Genomic DNA, 15,444 nt, shown 5'->3' with positions numbered 1-15,444 from the left:
GTCAGTTTGCTCAGAGAGCGGGGAAATTGCAATGCTTGTTACCGCCGGGCGAACCCGGCGGCCGGGGATTAACGGGCAGTCGCGCTATTTCTTGCCGCGGCTGCGTCCCCCTTTTTCTCCGGCTACAGAAGCGCGCTGTGGGTCGTTTCTGAAATTACCCCCGCTGTTTTTGCCGCCTTTGCGACCCGCTTCTGCGGCCCTTTCACGGTCCTCTGCGAAATTGCCTGATCCTCCACGATGTTCGGCCATCATTTCCTCCAGGGATTGAGCGTTCAGATTACGGGCTGATCACGATGCTGCCGTGAAGAGCACGGCGGCGGATATCCCGCACGCCTGATTAAAGAATAGACAACGCAACGCTGAAATGAGCCTGATATTCATAATTTGAAACAGATAATCCACTCATTTCACTGCGAAAAACCAAATTTACCGCCGTGTTACAAGTAGTTAGCCGACACTTATTGGCACCTGCTTAACCTCTGTACAGCAGCCTGCGCAGGCTCTTCTATACTTCTGATTACTCATCACCCCAGCAGGATGAAAACTATGGCAAAGATTTTGGTGCTCTATTATTCGATGTACGGACATATTGAAACCATGGCGCAAGCCGTGGCCGACGGTGCAAAGAGCGTGAGTGGCGCGGAAGTCACGATATTACGCGTGCCGGAAAGCATGGATGCCGAGCGTTTCGCTCAGGTTGGCGGCAAAGTGAATCAGGCTGCGCCTGAAGCGAAACCGGAAGATTTGCCGCAGTACGATGCCATCATCGTTGGCACACCCACGCGTTTCGGCAACATGGCGGGCCAGATGCGTAACTTCTGGGATCGCACTGGCGGTCTGTGGGCTTCGGGCGCGCTGTACGGCAAAATCGCCAGCGTTTTTGCCTCCACCGGCACCGGCGGCGGCCAGGAGCAAACCATCACCTCCGTCTGGACCACCCTCGCCCACCACGGCATGGTGATCGTTCCTATCGGTTATGGCACTAAAGAACTTTTCGACATTTCTCACGTACGCGGCGGAACGCCTTACGGCGCGACTACGCTGGCGGGCGGAGATGGATCACGTCAACCTTCGGCGGAAGAACTGGATATTGCCCGTTATCAGGGCCAACACGTCGCCGGACTGGCGGTTAAGCTACAGGGATAAAATCCACAACAGGAGACCTTCATGACAACAGAACAGTCGAAAGAGCATCACGTGGGCGAATGGGCATCACTGCGCCACACTTCACGCGAAATCGCTGAAGCCATTTTTGAGGTAGCCAACTACGACGAACGTTTAGCCGAGCAGATCTGGAGCCAGCAAGGCAGCGATGAAGTACTGATTCGCGCCTTCAAAAAGACCGACCAGGATGTTCTGACCTGGGACGACAAAACGGTCGAGCGCAAAAACGTTTGAGTGACAGGCGGGCATTGTCCCGCCTTTGTTACCTTTACATCACCAAGGAGCCTTGTATGTCTGCCTATCAAAGTATCAATCCAGCCAATAACCAACTGCTAAAAGCGTGGAACGAGCACGATGATGCCTATGCACAACAGGCACTGAAAACCGCAGATGCGCTTTATCATTCCGCGTGGAGTAAAGGCGATATTCAGCCGCGTTTGCAGGTGCTGCACCGTTTAGCCGACCTGATCGACCAACGGGCCGAAGAGCTGGCGACCATCGCCAGTAAAGAGATGGGCAAGTTAATTGGGCAAAGTCGCGGTGAAGTAAAAATCTGTTCGCAGATCGCCCGCTACTACGCGGAACATGCCGCGACCTTTTTACAGCCACAACCCTACGCCAGTGATGTGGGCGATGCCTGGCTTGAATACCATCCGATTGGCGTGATTGTCGCGGTTGAGCCGTGGAACTTTCCTTATTATCAGCTGATGCGCGTGCTGGCGCCAAACCTGGCGCTGGGCAATCCGGTACTGGCAAAACACGCCAACATTGTGCCGCACTGCGCCGATGTATTTGAAAAATTGGTGGAAGAAGCCGGGGCGCCAAAAGGCGCGTGGACCAACTTGTTTATCTCTACCGATCAGGTTGCGGATCTGATCGCCGATCCACGTGTGCAAGGTGTGGCGCTGACCGGTTCCGAACGCGCCGGTAGCGCCGTGGCGGAACAGGCCGGTAAACATCTGAAGAAATCGACGCTGGAACTGGGCGGTAACGATGTGTTTGTGGTGCTGGACGATGCCGATATCGATGAAGCGGTACGTCAGGGCGCGCAAGCTCGCCTCAGCAACTGCGGCCAGGTCTGTACCGCCGCCAAGCGCTTCATTCTGCACGAGAAAATTGCCGATACGTTTATGGCCAAATTCAGCGCGGCTCTGCAATCGGCCACGCCGGGCGATCCGCTCGACGAGAAGACCACGCTCGGTCCACTCTCTTCTAAAGATGCGCGCGATCGTTTAGTGAAACAGGTTGATGAAGCAGTGAAAAATGGCGCGCGCGTGGAATTTGGTGGACGCGCCATTGATGGCGTCGGCTGCTATTACCAGCCAACGGTGCTTACCGGTCTGACGCCAGATAATCCGGCTTACTATCAGGAATTTTTTGGCCCGGTGGCGCAGGTGTATGTGGTGGCGGACGATCGTGCCGCTGTGGCGCTGGCGAATGATTCAAATTACGGCCTTGGCGGTTCGGTCTGGACCAAAGATATTGCGCGCGGACGCAAGATGGCGTCGCAGATTGAAACGGGCATGGTGTTCATCAATTCGCAGAGCGATACCTCAGCAGAGCTGCCGTTTGGTGGCGTGAAACGTTCGGGTTACGGACGTGAGTTGTCGGATTTGGGTATTAAAGAGTTCGCCAACCAAAAATTGGTCGTGGTTGCCGGTTAAGTTCACAGGCATAAAAAAACCCCGCTTCGGCGGGGTTTTTTATTGCTAGCAAACTCAGTTGCTGGTCGCGGCTTTTGCCGGCTCTTCAGGCTTGACTGGCGTGGCATCGGCTTGTGCTTTCTGTGCAGCTGCCGCATCGGCTTTGGCTTTGTCATCCGCTGCTTTCTGGGCAGTGGCTTTCTCGGTTTTGGCTTTCTCGTCAGCGGCTTTCTGCGCGGCAGCTTTATCCGCCTTCACCTTCTCTTCAGCCGCTTTCGCATCTGCGGCCTTCTGTGCTGCGGCCTTATCCGCTGCTGCTTTGTCTGCAGCCGCTTTATCGGCAGCGGCCTGATCGGCTTTCTGCTTGGCATCATCTGCGACCGGTGCCGCCGCCGCTGGTGCTGGCTGTTCTGCCGGAGCTGGTGCAGCAGCAGGCTGCAGTGGCGTACCTTGCAGAGCGCCATTCAGCGCGCCGGTGAATTGATCCCAGCTGCAGTAGCCGTTGGCATCCGTTTCACAGCCTGCCAGTTGCAGCGTGACGCGCTTCGGTGGATTTTTCAGGCTCAGCACATCGGCATCGCGCAGCTGATCGGCCGTTTGATAGACGTACTCGATTTTCAGCAGATCTTTGTTGTTCTTCACATCGTGCCAGCGTTCGAATACCACCTGACCGCCAATCGGCGTTTTCTCATCGTTGCCCGGCAGTTCATAAGGTTTAACCTGCAGCGCGCTGAGTAAGGAGGCGATGTTGGAATCATGACCGACCATCAGCGTCACTTTTGGCGCATTGGCTTTGTCCTGATCGACTAACTGGCTGCGGATGTAATCCACCAGCGGTGCGGCCACTTCGCGCGCCACTTCAGGAGAGGCGAACAGCGCATCCTGATAACCGTTTTTGATCGACGCCAGCTCTTTCCACTGCTCAGGCGTTTTGATCTGGCCCCAGGCAACCTGATCGGCCGGGAAACCTTCGTAATATTGCAGCGTAAACGCATCCACCAGCGAGTTGCCGATTTTCAGCGGACCGCTTACGTTTGGCTCTTTACCGTTATCCGCGCTGAAGGTGTTATCGCCGCTGCTCAAATCACACTGCTTTTTGCCGTTACAGGCCGGGGCAGATTTGTAATCAACGATTTTTTCCAGATGCTGGAAGGCAGGTTTCAGTGCCAGCTTTTCATTGGCGGCGGTCATCGCAGCCAACGCTTTCTTGTTGAATTCCTCGCTGCCGTCGGTGACGACCGGATTGAAGATAGGATCCATGGTGCCCATCGCATCCTGATGCGTTACCGCGATATCACAGCCTGGGAAGGCGCCAGTGATAAAGTACTGCGCGGTCGCCACGGTGCGCTGCAGGCTGTTGGCGTAGACAAAGATGTTGCTGCTGTCCGGGCAAGTTCCGTTCTGGACTAAGCCCTGCTGTGCCAGCCACTGACGGGTGTAATTCCCCATGTAGACTTCCAGCACGCCACCTTTGGTGGTGAGCTCACCGCCCGCGACATCCCACTGCGGCCAGCTCTTCCTGGTGGATTGTTCCAGTACGCTGCCGTTATTGGCGAGCGGCGCACGCAGGTTATGACGGCTTAACATCAGCACCTGCTGGAGTTGCATATCTCCATCCGCAGCATAGGCGGACATGCCCATCGGGAGCGCAGCGATGACTGACAACGCGCAAAGACTCAGTTTCTTGATCATTGTGCCTATTCCATAATTCATCAGTGAAACACTCTGGCTTTCAAACGATTAGCCCGCCAAAGAGCGAATTACCGCACAGTGTAACTCAGCTTGCATCGGAAAATCGCCAGATGTTTGCAAAAAACCGTGCATGGAATATAGCAGTAAACGCGCCTGGCGTTGGGCAATGGCAGCAGATTGAAAAGCAACGCGATGTTTTTCGGCATCTGTGAACGTAGAAAAGCAAAAAGCCCGCATTTCTGCGGGCTTCTTTAATATGGCGGAGGAACAGAGATTCGAACTCTGGGATGGTTTCCCATCGACGGTTTTCAAGACCGTTGCCTTAAGCCACTCGGCCATCCCTCCGGGGATTTTTTTGTTGCGTCATCACTCAGCAAGAGTGATGGCGGAGGAGGAGAGATTCGAACTCTCGGATGGTTTCCCATCGACGGTTTTCAAGACCGTTGCCTTAAGCCACTCGGCCACCCCTCCGCAATGAGGCGCACTATAAACATCCCCCATAACGATGTAAAGCCTGCAATGAATCGTTCGGCTGAAAAACAGCCAAATTCTATTTTTTTGGCGTCAATTTCGCCATTCTGCTCAGTGAAACAGCAATTTATCGCGTAAAGATGGGTAAAACGCCTTTTCTGTCTTTCAGGCGCTGCGTATCCTCGTGCCATATTTGGTGTTTCTCTCTTTAAGGAGCGCGTGATGGAAAGAGTTTTTAGCTCGTCGCAGCAATCGTTAGTCAGCACCCACAAGGTGCTACGCAATACTTATCTGTTACTTGGCTTTACGCTGGCCTTCTCGGCGTTGACCGCAACACTGAGCACCGTGTTTGCATTGCCTTCGCCGGGTCTGATTCTGATGCTGGTGGGCTTTTATGGTTTGATGTTCCTGACGCATAAACTGGCTAACAGTCCGGCAGGAATTCTGGCCGCCTTCGCCTTTACCGGTTTCCTCGGTTACTGCCTTGGCCCAATCCTCAGTTCGTTCCTGACTGCGGGCATGGGTGATGTGATCGCCATGGCCTTGGGCGGCACGGCGCTGGTATTCTTCGGTTGCTCGGCCTATGTACTGACCACGCGCCGCGATATGTCATTCCTGAGCGGCATGATGATGGCGGGCTTTGTGGTGCTGCTGGTGGCGGTAGTTGCCAACATCTTCCTGCAACTGCCTGCGCTGCATCTGGCGATTAGCGCCCTGTTCATTCTGTTCTCTGCCGGTGCCATTCTGTGGGAAACCAGCAACATCATTCACGGCGGCGAAACCAACTACATTCGCGCCACCGTGAGTCTGTATGTCTCGCTGTATAACATCTTTGTTAGCCTGTTGAGCCTGCTGGGCTTCGCTAACCGCGATTAAGATGCCGTAACCGTTATCAAACCCCGCTTCGGCGGGGTTTTTGCTTTTTATGGCTGGGCGAATTTACAATGTGTCCATTAACGCAATGAGGAATGACTGTGAATTTTGCCGGTAAAGAGATTGCCACCGATGCGGAAGGCTATTTGAAAAATAGAGCGGACTGGAGCGAACCGCTGGCCGCCGCCATTGCGGAGCAAGAGGCGATCGTGATGAGTGAAGCGCACTGGGAAGTGGTGCACTTTGTGCGCGCGTTTTATCAGGAATTTAATACCTCGCCGGCGGTACGCATGCTGGTGAAAGCCATGGCGCAAAAGTATGGGGAGGAGAAAGGCAACAGCCGCTATCTGTTCCGCCTGTTTCCGGAAGGCCCAGCGAAGCAAGCGACCAAAATTGCCGGATTGCCAAAACCGGCCAAGTGTTTGTAATCAGCCAGTGGTGAATCGGGTAGGCACTTCCCTGGGCTGATGTGGCTCTACCAGCACTTTGTCCACGCGCGCGCTACGCGGCCCACCTGCTTTTAGCCAACTGATCAATTCATCGACCTGCTGCGCTTCACCGGACGCCAGCACTTCAACGCTGCCGTCCGCCAGATTGTGCGCATAACCGTTAACATTCAACCCTCTGGCCTGCGCTTGCGTGTGGTAGCGAAACCCCACGCCCTGCACGATGCCATGTACCCAAATTTTGCAGCATGTGGTTGCCATTGCGTTCTCCCATCACCTTGCGTTGCAATTTGCCGCCATCCGCCGGAAAATGGCGCCTCATTTTTTCAGGTAAGCATAGCAAACTATGACCGTTCGATTGATTCTCGCAAAGGGACGTGAAAAATCCCTGCTCCGCCGCCATCCGTGGGTGTTTTCTGGTGCCGTTGCACGTATGGAAGGTAAAGCCCAGTCTGGTGAAACCATTGATGTCTGTGACAGCAATGGCAAATGGCTGGCTCGCGCCGCGTATTCGCCGCAATCACAAATTCGCGCACGCGTCTGGAGCTGGCAACAGGATGAGTCAATTGACATCACCTTCTTCGTGCGCCGCTTTGAGCAAGCGCAGCTGTGGCGTGACTGGCTGGCAAAACGTGACGGGCTGGACAGCTATCGCCTGATTGCCGGTGAGTCCGATGGCATGCCGGGTGTTACCATTGATCGCTTCGGCAACTTCCTGGTGCTGCAGCTGTTATCTGCGGGTGCCGAGTATCAACGTCCAGCCATCGTTTCAGCTTTGCAGCAGTGCTTCCCGGATTGCGCTATTTACGATCGCTCAGACGTGGCGGTGCGTAAAAAAGAGGGACTTGAGCTGGCGCAAGGCCCGGTTTCGGGTGAACTGCCGCCTCCGCTGCTGCCGATTACTGAACACGGTATGAAGCTGTTGGTGGATATTCAGGGTGGTCATAAAACCGGTTATTACCTTGATCAGCGTGACAGCCGTTTTGCCACGCGTGGCTACGCAGAGAATGCACGCGTGCTGAACTGTTTTTCTTACACCGGCGGATTTGCGGTTTCGGCCTTGATGGGCGGCTGCCGTGAAGTGATCAGCGTTGATACTTCGCAGGACGCACTCGACGTGGCGAAACAGAATGTTGAGCTTAATGGTCTGGATGTGTCGCGCGCCCAGTTCGTGCGTGACGATGTGTTCAAGCTGCTGCGTCGTTATCGCGACAGCGGCGAGAAGTTCGACCTGATCGTCATGGATCCGCCGAAATTCGTTGAGAACAAGAATCAGCTGATGGGCGCGTGTCGCGGTTATAAGGACATCAACATGCTGGCCATTCAGCTGTTGAATCCCGGCGGCGTTTTGTTGACCTTCTCCTGTTCTGGCTTGATGCCGACTGATTTGTTCCAGAAAATCATTGCGGATGCCGCCGTTGATGCCGGTCGTGATGTACAATTTATAGAGCAGTTCCGTCAGGCAGCCGACCATCCCGTGATCGCCAGCTATCCTGAAGGGCTTTATCTGAAAGGTTTTGCCTGCCGCGTGCTGTGACTTGAAAACGCTGTCCCTGCCTCCATATTGGTTACAGGGCAGTCTTTTGGGAGGTCACAATGATTACGACTAAATTTGGAATTGGACAGCAGGTCCGACATCGTCTCTCCGGGGTGCTCGGCGTTATCGTGGATGTCGATCCGGAGTTTTCACTTGATGAGCCAGAAGTTGATGATGTCGCTGCCAGCGAAACGCTGCGCGCCGCGCCCTGGTATCACGTGGTAATGGAAGATGAAGAAGGCGATCAGGTGCATACCTATGTAGCGGAAGTTCAACTGGCGGGAGAAACCTCCTTTGAACACCCTGAACAACCTTCAATGGATGAGCTGGCCGCGTCAATACGGCAGCAGCTGCAGGCACCCAGCCTGCGACATTAATGACAACGGCGACTCAGGTCGCCGTTTTTGTTTTAGCGCGTGATGCCTAACCGCGGAATTTCAATCTTTGGACAGCGATCCATCACTACGGTCATACCCGCGTCTTGCGCTAGTACCGCCGCCTGCTCATTAATCACGCCCAGCTGTAACCACAACGTGTCTGCACCAATGGCAATCGCTTCCTGCGCTACCCCCCACGCCGCTTCGGCATTGCGAAACACATCCACCATATCCACTTTCCCAGGAACATCCGCCAGCGTGGCATAAACGGTTTGACCAAGAAGTTGTTGACCCGCCAGTTTAGGGCTCACTGGAATCACGTCGTATCCCTGTTCGAGCAAGTATTTCATCACGCCATAGCTTGGGCGGTCGGGGCGATCGCTGGCGCCTACTAATGCGATACGTTTGGTTTTAATCAGCACATCGCGAATCGTTTGATCATTCATCTTTTTTCTCCTGGTTCATTCGCTTAAGTGTAGATGGCATTGCGCATTAGGCTGCAACTGCCGGGCACGAGAACTTTGCGCAGCAGCACGAATAAATATGTAAAAATGTAAATTTACTGCCATAATGTAATACTTTGCTACACATAATCGATTTACCCCCTTCTGCCGGGAGTTGAAATGAAGCTGTCTTTAACTGCTACGGGTTTACTGCTGTTGCTCGTATCAGCCTCATGCCAGGCCATCACTCTCAAGCTCGATCCCGAGATCGAACTGCTGGTGCTGGACGGGCGTAAAATCTCTGGCTCGCTGCTGAAAGGCGCCGGTAGCCTTGAACTGGAGCGTGGGCAGCATCAGTTTCTGTTTCGTGTAGAAAAACCGGGCGCTAACGCCGCGCACTTTCAATCCGTGCCGATGATTGTCACTTTTAACGCTAACGCCCATTCGGTGGCGATTCGTTTGCCCGCGCTCAATAATCGTCGCGAACGCACCACCTTCGACAAAACGCTCAACTTCCAGCTGATTGATGAACGTGGCATGGAGATCACCAGCCTGCGCGACCATTTGCCGAAGGAAAGTGATAACGATTTCGAAAAGGCGATGGTGAATTATAATCGTGATGCCCACGCCGCTTCGGTTCCGCGTTTTGCCTTGCATTCGCTGAGCGTGAGCGAGGCGCAATTGAATATGGATTACGCCTGGCAGGACGTTAGCGATCTTCCCTCTTTGCAAGTCTGGTTTAAGCGTTTTGATGCTGCCACACGTCTGCGTTTTATTAGCTGGATGAAAACCTTACGCACAAGTTGATAGTGATGAAACGCCAGGGGTAAACTCCTGCATTAACACATAATGCATGAGAAGAAACAGGAAGCCCTATGGAGCAGACCGTTCGTACCCTTCAGGTTCAGAAACATATCGCCCTCGTTGCACACGATCACTGCAAAGCCTCGCTGCTTGAGTGGGTGCAAATCAACCAAAGCACGCTGCAACAGCATGTGCTTTACGCTACCGGCACCACCGGCAATCTGATTAATCGTCATACGGGATTAGACGTTAACGCCATGCTGAGCGGCCCGATGGGCGGCGATCAGCAAGTGGGCGCGTTGATTTCGGAAGGCAAAATTGATGTGCTGATTTTCTTCTGGGACCCGCTGAATGCGGTGCCGCACGATCCGGATGTCAAAGCGCTGCTGCGCCTCGCCACGGTATGGAATATCCCGGTGGCCAATAATCGCACCACCGCAGATTTTATTATTCAGTCACCGAAATTTGCCCAGCAGATTGAGATTCAGATTCCAGATTATCAGCGTTATCTCGCCGAACGTCTGAAACCCTAATCATCAGGCCTTACGGCTTTGCGGCACCCCCAACTCGCGCAGGTGTTCGACAAATACCGAAGGCCGATCTTTATCGAACATTAGCCATACCTGCTGGCGCGCGCGCGTCATCGCCACATACGCCAGCCGCCGCTCCTCCGCATCCGGGAAATCTTCCGGCTGCGGCAGCAAGCCCTCTTCCATAATCGATTCACGCGCTTCTGCCGGGAAACCGTCGCGTCCCTGATGCAGCCCCAGCACTATAACGAAATCCGCCTGTTGGCCTTTGCTGGCATGAATCGTCATAAAATCCAGCTGTAACTTTGGCCAGCGCGTTTTGGCTTTATCAAGGATTGACGGGCGCAAATGGTGATAACGCGCCAGCAGCAGCACGCGCTCATCGGGTTTGGCATAGCCGCTCAGTTTATCGAACAGCGCTTCCAGTTGATCCTGCGGCAGCAAGGTCACCGATTTTTTGTTGCCCTTGCTCAAGCTGTTTAGCGGCTTGCGCAGCTGATGCGGGTTTTGCTGCACGAAGCGATTGGCAATCTCACCGATGCGCTCGTTAAAGCGATAGGTGGTATCCAGCACGCAGCGATCGCCATCACCGAAATAATGATGGAACGCGGTGGTCAGGCTCATTTCGGCACCGCTGAAGCGATAGATTGCCTGCCAGTCATCGCCCACCGCGTAAAGGCTGGTTCGCTTGTTTTGCTGACGCAGCGCCGTCAACAAAGCAGCTCGCTGCGGCGAGATATCCTGAAATTCATCGACCAGAATATGCTTCCACGGGCTGATAAAGCGCCCTTTGTCCAGAATGGCAATCGCCTGATGAATCAGCCCGGAGAAATCGACCGCGCCCTCCTCTTTCAGCGCGCTTTTCCACGCTTTAAGCAGTGGCGCCATCAGTTTGACGCGTTTGCTGAAGTTGTCGCGCTGCGCTTCTGCCACATCCGCGATCATGGCCGCCTGTGCGCCGCCGTGCATGCGCATCAAACCCAGCCAGCGCTCCATACGCGAAGCGATACGCTGCGCCAGTTTGTCATCCTGCCAAAACGGACCTTCGGGAATTTCCCACTCCAGCTCATCCTGCAACCACTGACGCCAGCCGCTGGCCTGCGCTTTTTTGCTATTGCACTGCTCGCGCCAGGTCTCAATCAGCAGCTGTCGCCGCGCCTTGCTGTCGCTCTCCAATTTGCTGATTACCGGTTGTTTGTTACTGCCTTCGCGGATGATATGCAGCGCCAGCGCATGGAAGGTACGCGCCTGAATCGCGCTCTCGCCAAGACGCGTTTGAATGCGGTCATTCATCTCTTCTGCCGCCTGACGACCAAACGCCAGCAGCAGAATTTGATCCGGTTGCGCCAGTTTGCGTTTCAGCAACCAACCTGCGCGCGCCACCAGCACCGAGGTTTTGCCGCTACCGGCACCCGCCAGCACCAGTAGCGCGCCCTCACCATTCACTACAGCTTTACATTGCGATGGATTGAGCGGCGTGGTTTCAACCGTGGAGAAGAATTCGTGATAATCGCTGAGGATCTTACTGGTCCATTCACGGTTGCGATGGCGGATGGCTGTTTCACCCTGCTCCAGCCATTGCTGGCAAAATTCCCAGCGTTCACGACAGTTGTCAAACTCAGCAATACGCGCGAGAGGCAACGGCAAGGCAGAAAACTGGCGCGTAATGCTCTCTTTCACCGCGCTCAGCTCACTGCGTTTCAACCAGCGATCCTGCTGCGTAAAGGCGAGAATTTCCTGCTCCAGCGCGGCGAGCACCTCGGCGCTCACCTCGCTCATCTCCTCGCTCCACTGCTGCCAGGCGTGCTGCAAATAGTGGAAAAAGCGCTGCGTTTCCTGCCATTCGGTACCATGCAGGCGCACCACTTTTTCATCTGGTAGTAGAAACTCCAGTTCGCCCCACACCATGCCGCGCTTGCAGGCAATGTTGAGCAACTGGTTAAACGGAATCAGATATTCATGGCGATCGCCACTGACTTCCACGCCGGCGGCCAGCAAGCGCACCCGATTATAGGGATGCTGTGCCAGACGTTTACCCATTGATGTTGCTTTCAGTTCCATGTCCGCACCGTCATGTGGAATTCGATATCGCGCAGTTTACCTGTCAGACTCTTGGCGCTCCAGCCTTAAAAAGAGCTAAACTTGGCGCCACATATTGCGGATTGCAAAAGGAAAATCACGTTTATGCGTACCGTACTTAATATTCTTAATTTCATTCTCGGCGGCTTCTTCACCACCCTCAGCTGGCTGTTCGCCACGCTGGTGAGCATCGTACTGATTTTCACGCTGCCGTTGACGCGTTCCTGCTGGGAAATCACCAAACTGTCTCTGCTGCCTTTTGGCAACGAAGCGGTGCATGTCGATGTACTGCGCCCCGAAAGCAAAAGCCATGTGATGAATACCGGCGGTACCTTCCTCAACATCTTCTGGCTGATACTGTTTGGCTGGTGGCTGTGTCTGGCGCATATCTCGGCCGGTATCGTGCAGTGTCTGACCATCATTGGCATTCCTGTTGGCATCGCCAACTTCAAAATCGCCGCGATTGCGCTGTGGCCGGTGGGCCGTCGTGTGGTCTCCGTTGAAGAAGCGCAGGCCGCGCGTGAAGCCAATGCGCGTCGCCGCTACTGAGGCCGTTCAATGATTCATGACGCCTTGCCAGGCTGGCGACGTTATCTGTTTAACAGCAGCCTACGCTATTTGCTGCGCATCTTCTTTGCCTTGACCGGATGCGCGGCGGTGCCGTGGTGGCTGCACCAAATCGAGTGGACCATTCCGCTGACGCTGGGTGTCGTCGCTGCGGCGCTGGCGGATCTCGACGATCGCTGGATTGGGCGTGTGCGCAATCTGTTGATCACGTTGGTATGTTTCTGTATCGCTTCGGTGTCGGTGGAACTGTTGTTCCCCCATCCGTGGGCATTCGGTTTGGGCCTGGCACTTTCCAGCTGGGGCTTTATTTTGCTCGGTGCGCTGGGACAGCGTTATGCCACCATCGCCTTCGGTGCGCTGCTGATTGCGGTTTACACCATGCTGGGCATCGGCTTGTTCCCCCAATGGTGGATGCAACCAGCGCTGCTGTTGATCGGTGCTCTTTGGTACAACTTGCTGACCTTTATCGGTCATTTGATGTTCCCGGTGCGCCCGGTACAGGAGCAGCTGGCAGGCAGTTTTTCCCAATTGGCGCGCTATCTGGAAGCCAAAGCGAACCTGTTTGATCCCGATGGCGGCGATCAGGATGACGCCACGCTGGTTGCCACGGCGATGGTTAACAGCCAGTTGGTAGCACAGCTAAATCTTACTAAAAGCACTATTCAAAGCCGTTTGCGCGGCGACCGCGGTTCACGTAGCACGCGTCGTAGCCTGCATTACTATTTTGTCGCGCAGGATATCCATGAGCGCGCCAGCTCCTCGCATCTGCAATACCATCTGCTGCGTGATAACTGGCGTTACAACGAAGTGCTGTTCCGTTTCCAGCGCCTGATGAATATGCAAGCGCGCGCCTGTCGGCAGCTGGCGGAGACCATTTTGCTGCGTCAGTCGTGGCATCACGACAGCCATTTTGAACGCACTTTCGAACGGCTGGAAACCGCGCTGCAACGTCTTCAGCAAAATGAGCCGCAGGATCCACACATTCACGCGCTGTTTTGGCTGCTGCGTAATCTGCGTGCTATTGATGCGCAACTGGCGTCTATTGAATCAGAACAGATGCTGGCCGAACCGTCCCCGCAGAGCGATCACCATCTGTCACGGGAAGGACTCAGCGGCTGGGCGGATATCCGCTTGCGCCTGAGTCGCCATCTCAGCCCACAATCGGCCCTCTTCCGCCATGCGGTACGTATGTCGCTGGTGCTGTGCGTTGGCTACGCCTTCATTAAAATCACTGGCGTCGATCGCGGTTACTGGATCTTGCTGACCAGCCTGTTTGTCTGCCAGCCCAACTACAACGCCACCCGACGACGCCTCGCATTGCGTATTGGCGGTACCTTAGCCGGCATTGCCATCGGCCTGCCGGTATTGTGGCTGGTGCCCTCGATTGAAGGCCAGTTGGTGCTGATTGTACTGAGCGGCGTGCTGTTCTTCGCCTTCCGCCAGATTCAGTATGCGCAAGCCACCTTGTTTATCACCTTGCTGGTTCTGCTGTGCTTCAATTTGCTCGGCGAAGGTTTTGAAGTGGCGCTGCCGCGCGTGGTGGATACCTTACTGGGCTGCGGACTGGCGTGGCTGGCCGTGGCCTTTGTCTGGCCAGACTGGCGTTTTCGCAAAATCACCGCCGTCGCCGATCGCACACTGTATGCGAACTGTCGCTATCTGGATGCGATTATGGAGCAATATCACCAAGGCAAAGACAATCGTCTCGCTTATCGCGTGGCACGCCGCGATGCGCATAATGCCGATGCCGAGCTGGCGTCAGTGGTGTCAAACATCAGTGGTGAACTCAAGCTACAACAGCCGCTACGTGAGAATGCGTTTCGACTGCTATGTCTGAACCACTCCTTCCTCAGCTATATCTCCGCACTGGGAGCGCACCGCGCACATCTCGCGGATACTACCTTACTGAACTTACTGGATGACGCAGTCTGCTTCATTGAAGATGTGCTGCAGATCGACCGGGTTACGGATACTCAAGCCACTGAGATGCAGCAGGCGCTAATGCAGCGCATGAACGAGATGAAAAACAGCCCGGATACACGCGCACCATTAGTGATTCAGCAATTGGGCTTGTTAGTCGCGCTGCTGCCTGAAATTGCCCGTCTACGCCGTACTCTCATCAATGACTAAAGCGATTGATGCTCCGCCGCGTGCTGGCGGAGCATTTTTAAATACCAGGTGTAAAGCTCTTGCCTGATGGCGCTGGGTAACGCCGCTTCATGATGTCCTGATATTGCACCTTCCAGCGCCAACAGCGTTTTTAACCCAATATGCTTATTCACCGCGCGTAGTTTCAGCCAGCTTTGTCGCGAGCCTGTTTCACACAGCAATTGCACCGAACTGATCCCTACCTTATGCAGCATCAGCTCCAATCGCAGGCTTAAATTCGGCAGATCTTTCAAACGCAGCGAGACAAGTCTGGTAGCCGCCTCGTCCTGTGCGGCACGCAGAGAGCATGCTGACAGTTGCAATAACTGTTCAGGGTTTTGCCACAACTGCGTATCCACTTTGAAGTAGCTTAGTGTCACCGGCACGCCACGCTTACGGTACACTAGCGGTTCCAGTGAACGCTGTGCGTTATAGTGGTGAAGCGCCTCGCTAGCTCGAAGATAGAGTGCATCCTCATTGATATACGCAAAAATCACCTTCTCAACAGTCAGTGCATAACCACCAAATTGCGTGCGCGATTCAATTTTACCTAATGCCGCCAACTGCGCTTTCGATTGTTCAACTACCGGGTTATATCTCTTCATAACGCCCCCTTCAATGGATTCCATGCGCGGGAAATTTCCTATAAAAGCTCGCAGATTCATCTGGT

At 54.5% G+C, this 15,444-nt stretch carries 17 protein-coding genes and 2 tRNA genes; 11 read left to right on the top strand and 8 right to left on the bottom strand.

The window, feature by feature from the left end; translation table 11 throughout:
• Window positions 1–84: 84 nt before the first annotated feature.
• On the bottom strand, window positions 85–249 hold the full coding sequence (locus RTM06_RS06795; RefSeq protein ID WP_061717065.1) for a general stress protein: 165 nt from the start codon (window positions 247–249) through the stop codon (window positions 85–87).
• Between the two features lie 297 nt (window positions 250–546).
• On the opposite strand from RTM06_RS06795, the gene wrbA reads away from it, so the two are divergent.
• From wrbA to RTM06_RS06780, 3 genes are read left to right on the top strand one after another with little or no spacing between them, the layout of a single operon-like run.
• Complete coding sequence (gene wrbA, locus RTM06_RS06790) at window positions 547–1,146, top strand: NAD(P)H:quinone oxidoreductase (protein ID WP_256696132.1); 600 nt, start codon at window positions 547–549, stop codon at window positions 1,144–1,146.
• A gap of 21 nt (window positions 1,147–1,167) precedes the next feature.
• Window positions 1,168–1,398 (top strand): YccJ family protein, encoded by a 231-nt coding sequence (locus RTM06_RS06785; RefSeq protein ID WP_007887329.1) that lies wholly within the window; start codon window positions 1,168–1,170, stop codon window positions 1,396–1,398.
• 56 nt (window positions 1,399–1,454) lie between these two features.
• Window positions 1,455–2,828, top strand: coding sequence for an NAD-dependent succinate-semialdehyde dehydrogenase (locus RTM06_RS06780; protein ID WP_176970835.1), 1,374 nt, complete (start codon window positions 1,455–1,457; stop codon window positions 2,826–2,828).
• A 54-nt stretch (window positions 2,829–2,882) separates the two neighbouring features.
• On the opposite strand, the gene agp is transcribed toward RTM06_RS06780, so the two are convergent.
• The 3 genes from agp to RTM06_RS06765 form a co-directional block, all read right to left on the bottom strand.
• Window positions 2,883–4,499 carry a bifunctional glucose-1-phosphatase/inositol phosphatase gene (agp, locus tag RTM06_RS06775; RefSeq protein ID WP_312180861.1) on the bottom strand — a complete coding sequence of 539 codons (1,617 nt, stop codon included), beginning with the start codon at window positions 4,497–4,499 and terminating at the stop codon, window positions 2,883–2,885.
• Between the two features lie 257 nt (window positions 4,500–4,756).
• Window positions 4,757–4,844: transfer RNA gene (locus RTM06_RS06770), tRNA-Ser, on the bottom strand.
• 38 nt (window positions 4,845–4,882) lie between these two features.
• Window positions 4,883–4,970: transfer RNA gene (locus tag RTM06_RS06765), tRNA-Ser, on the bottom strand.
• A gap of 222 nt (window positions 4,971–5,192) precedes the next feature.
• Between RTM06_RS06765 and yccA the strand changes: the two genes are divergently transcribed.
• Window positions 5,193–5,846 (top strand): FtsH protease modulator YccA, encoded by a 654-nt coding sequence (gene yccA, locus RTM06_RS06760; protein WP_312180859.1) that lies wholly within the window; start codon window positions 5,193–5,195, stop codon window positions 5,844–5,846.
• A 98-nt stretch (window positions 5,847–5,944) separates the two neighbouring features.
• On the top strand, window positions 5,945–6,271 hold the full coding sequence (tusE, locus tag RTM06_RS06755; RefSeq protein ID WP_312180892.1) for a sulfurtransferase TusE: 327 nt from the start codon (window positions 5,945–5,947) through the stop codon (window positions 6,269–6,271).
• Here the strand turns inward: tusE and yccX are convergent, their stop codons facing one another.
• Window positions 6,272–6,550 carry an acylphosphatase gene (gene yccX / locus RTM06_RS06750; RefSeq protein WP_312180858.1) on the bottom strand — a complete coding sequence of 93 codons (279 nt, stop codon included), beginning with the start codon at window positions 6,548–6,550 and terminating at the stop codon, window positions 6,272–6,274. It abuts the gene before it with no gap.
• Between the two features lie 85 nt (window positions 6,551–6,635).
• Here yccX and rlmI point away from each other — a divergent pair, with 85 nt between their 5' ends.
• Both rlmI and hspQ read left to right on the top strand, forming a co-directional pair.
• Window positions 6,636–7,826 (top strand): 23S rRNA (cytosine(1962)-C(5))-methyltransferase RlmI, encoded by a 1,191-nt coding sequence (gene rlmI, locus RTM06_RS06745; RefSeq protein WP_312180857.1) that lies wholly within the window; start codon window positions 6,636–6,638, stop codon window positions 7,824–7,826.
• A 59-nt stretch (window positions 7,827–7,885) separates the two neighbouring features.
• The gene (gene hspQ / locus RTM06_RS06740; protein WP_008101422.1) at window positions 7,886–8,203 is read left to right on the top strand and encodes a heat shock protein HspQ; all 318 of its coding nucleotides are present in this window, start codon (window positions 7,886–7,888) and stop codon (window positions 8,201–8,203) included.
• 32 nt (window positions 8,204–8,235) lie between these two features.
• Here hspQ and RTM06_RS06735 read toward each other — a convergent pair whose 3' ends face one another.
• A complete protein-coding gene (locus RTM06_RS06735; RefSeq protein ID WP_312180854.1) occupies window positions 8,236–8,649 on the bottom strand; it encodes a CoA-binding protein in 414 nt (137 codons plus the stop codon).
• Between the two features lie 177 nt (window positions 8,650–8,826).
• Here RTM06_RS06735 and RTM06_RS06730 point away from each other — a divergent pair, with 177 nt between their 5' ends.
• Entirely contained in the window at window positions 8,827–9,453 is a 627-nt protein-coding gene (locus RTM06_RS06730) for a DUF2057 family protein (protein WP_312180852.1), read from the top strand.
• Between the two features lie 68 nt (window positions 9,454–9,521).
• Window positions 9,522–9,983, top strand: a complete 462-nt coding sequence (locus tag RTM06_RS06725; protein WP_061717079.1) for a methylglyoxal synthase — start codon at window positions 9,522–9,524, stop codon at window positions 9,981–9,983.
• Window positions 9,984–9,986: 3 nt separating this feature from the next.
• Here the strand turns inward: RTM06_RS06725 and helD are convergent, their stop codons facing one another.
• Window positions 9,987–12,041 (bottom strand): DNA helicase IV, encoded by a 2,055-nt coding sequence (helD, locus tag RTM06_RS06720; protein WP_312180848.1) that lies wholly within the window; start codon window positions 12,039–12,041, stop codon window positions 9,987–9,989.
• A 123-nt stretch (window positions 12,042–12,164) separates the two neighbouring features.
• On the opposite strand from helD, the gene RTM06_RS06715 reads away from it, so the two are divergent.
• The gene (locus RTM06_RS06715) at window positions 12,165–12,608 is read left to right on the top strand and encodes a YccF domain-containing protein (RefSeq protein WP_312180846.1); all 444 of its coding nucleotides are present in this window, start codon (window positions 12,165–12,167) and stop codon (window positions 12,606–12,608) included.
• A gap of 9 nt (window positions 12,609–12,617) precedes the next feature.
• Window positions 12,618–14,756 carry a YccS family putative transporter gene (gene yccS / locus RTM06_RS06710; RefSeq protein WP_312180844.1) on the top strand — a complete coding sequence of 713 codons (2,139 nt, stop codon included), beginning with the start codon at window positions 12,618–12,620 and terminating at the stop codon, window positions 14,754–14,756.
• On the opposite strand, the gene RTM06_RS06705 is transcribed toward yccS, so the two are convergent.
• Window positions 14,753–15,379: a TfoX/Sxy family DNA transformation protein gene (locus RTM06_RS06705; RefSeq protein ID WP_312180890.1), complete on the bottom strand. Its 627-nt coding sequence runs from the start codon at window positions 15,377–15,379 to the stop codon at window positions 14,753–14,755. The genes yccS and RTM06_RS06705 overlap by 4 nt on opposite strands.
• Window positions 15,380–15,444: the final 65 nt, after the last annotated feature.

Origin of the sequence: Pantoea sp. CTOTU46764 (assembly GCF_031974595.1) — a bacterium.
Taxonomy (GTDB): domain Bacteria; phylum Pseudomonadota; class Gammaproteobacteria; order Enterobacterales; family Enterobacteriaceae; genus Pantoea; species Pantoea trifolii.
This window is presented reverse-complemented; position numbering and strand designations above follow the sequence as displayed.

Excerpts from the sequence above, each read along its gene's own strand:
- RTM06_RS06735 (WP_312180854.1), bottom strand. The coding sequence starts at position 8,649 with ATGAATGATCAAACGATTCGCGATGTGCTGATTAAAACCAAACGTATC.
- RTM06_RS06715 (WP_312180846.1), top strand. The coding sequence starts at position 12,165 with ATGCGTACCGTACTTAATATTCTTAATTTCATTCTCGGCGGCTTCTTC.
- yccA (WP_312180859.1), top strand. The coding sequence starts at position 5,193 with ATGGAAAGAGTTTTTAGCTCGTCGCAGCAATCGTTAGTCAGCACCCAC.
- agp (WP_312180861.1), bottom strand. The coding sequence starts at position 4,499 with ATGATCAAGAAACTGAGTCTTTGCGCGTTGTCAGTCATCGCTGCGCTC.
- RTM06_RS06725 (WP_061717079.1), top strand. The coding sequence starts at position 9,522 with ATGGAGCAGACCGTTCGTACCCTTCAGGTTCAGAAACATATCGCCCTC.
- yccS (WP_312180844.1), top strand. The coding sequence starts at position 12,618 with ATGATTCATGACGCCTTGCCAGGCTGGCGACGTTATCTGTTTAACAGC.
- RTM06_RS06705 (WP_312180890.1), bottom strand. The coding sequence starts at position 15,379 with ATGAAGAGATATAACCCGGTAGTTGAACAATCGAAAGCGCAGTTGGCG.
- wrbA (WP_256696132.1), top strand. The coding sequence starts at position 547 with ATGGCAAAGATTTTGGTGCTCTATTATTCGATGTACGGACATATTGAA.
- RTM06_RS06785 (WP_007887329.1), top strand. The coding sequence starts at position 1,168 with ATGACAACAGAACAGTCGAAAGAGCATCACGTGGGCGAATGGGCATCA.
- rlmI (WP_312180857.1), top strand. The coding sequence starts at position 6,636 with ATGACCGTTCGATTGATTCTCGCAAAGGGACGTGAAAAATCCCTGCTC.
- RTM06_RS06730 (WP_312180852.1), top strand. The coding sequence starts at position 8,827 with ATGAAGCTGTCTTTAACTGCTACGGGTTTACTGCTGTTGCTCGTATCA.
- RTM06_RS06780 (WP_176970835.1), top strand. The coding sequence starts at position 1,455 with ATGTCTGCCTATCAAAGTATCAATCCAGCCAATAACCAACTGCTAAAA.
- hspQ (WP_008101422.1), top strand. The coding sequence starts at position 7,886 with ATGATTACGACTAAATTTGGAATTGGACAGCAGGTCCGACATCGTCTC.
- helD (WP_312180848.1), bottom strand. The coding sequence starts at position 12,041 with ATGGAACTGAAAGCAACATCAATGGGTAAACGTCTGGCACAGCATCCC.
- RTM06_RS06795 (WP_061717065.1), bottom strand. The coding sequence starts at position 249 with ATGGCCGAACATCGTGGAGGATCAGGCAATTTCGCAGAGGACCGTGAA.
- yccX (WP_312180858.1), bottom strand. The coding sequence starts at position 6,550 with ATGGCAACCACATGCTGCAAAATTTGGGTACATGGCATCGTGCAGGGC.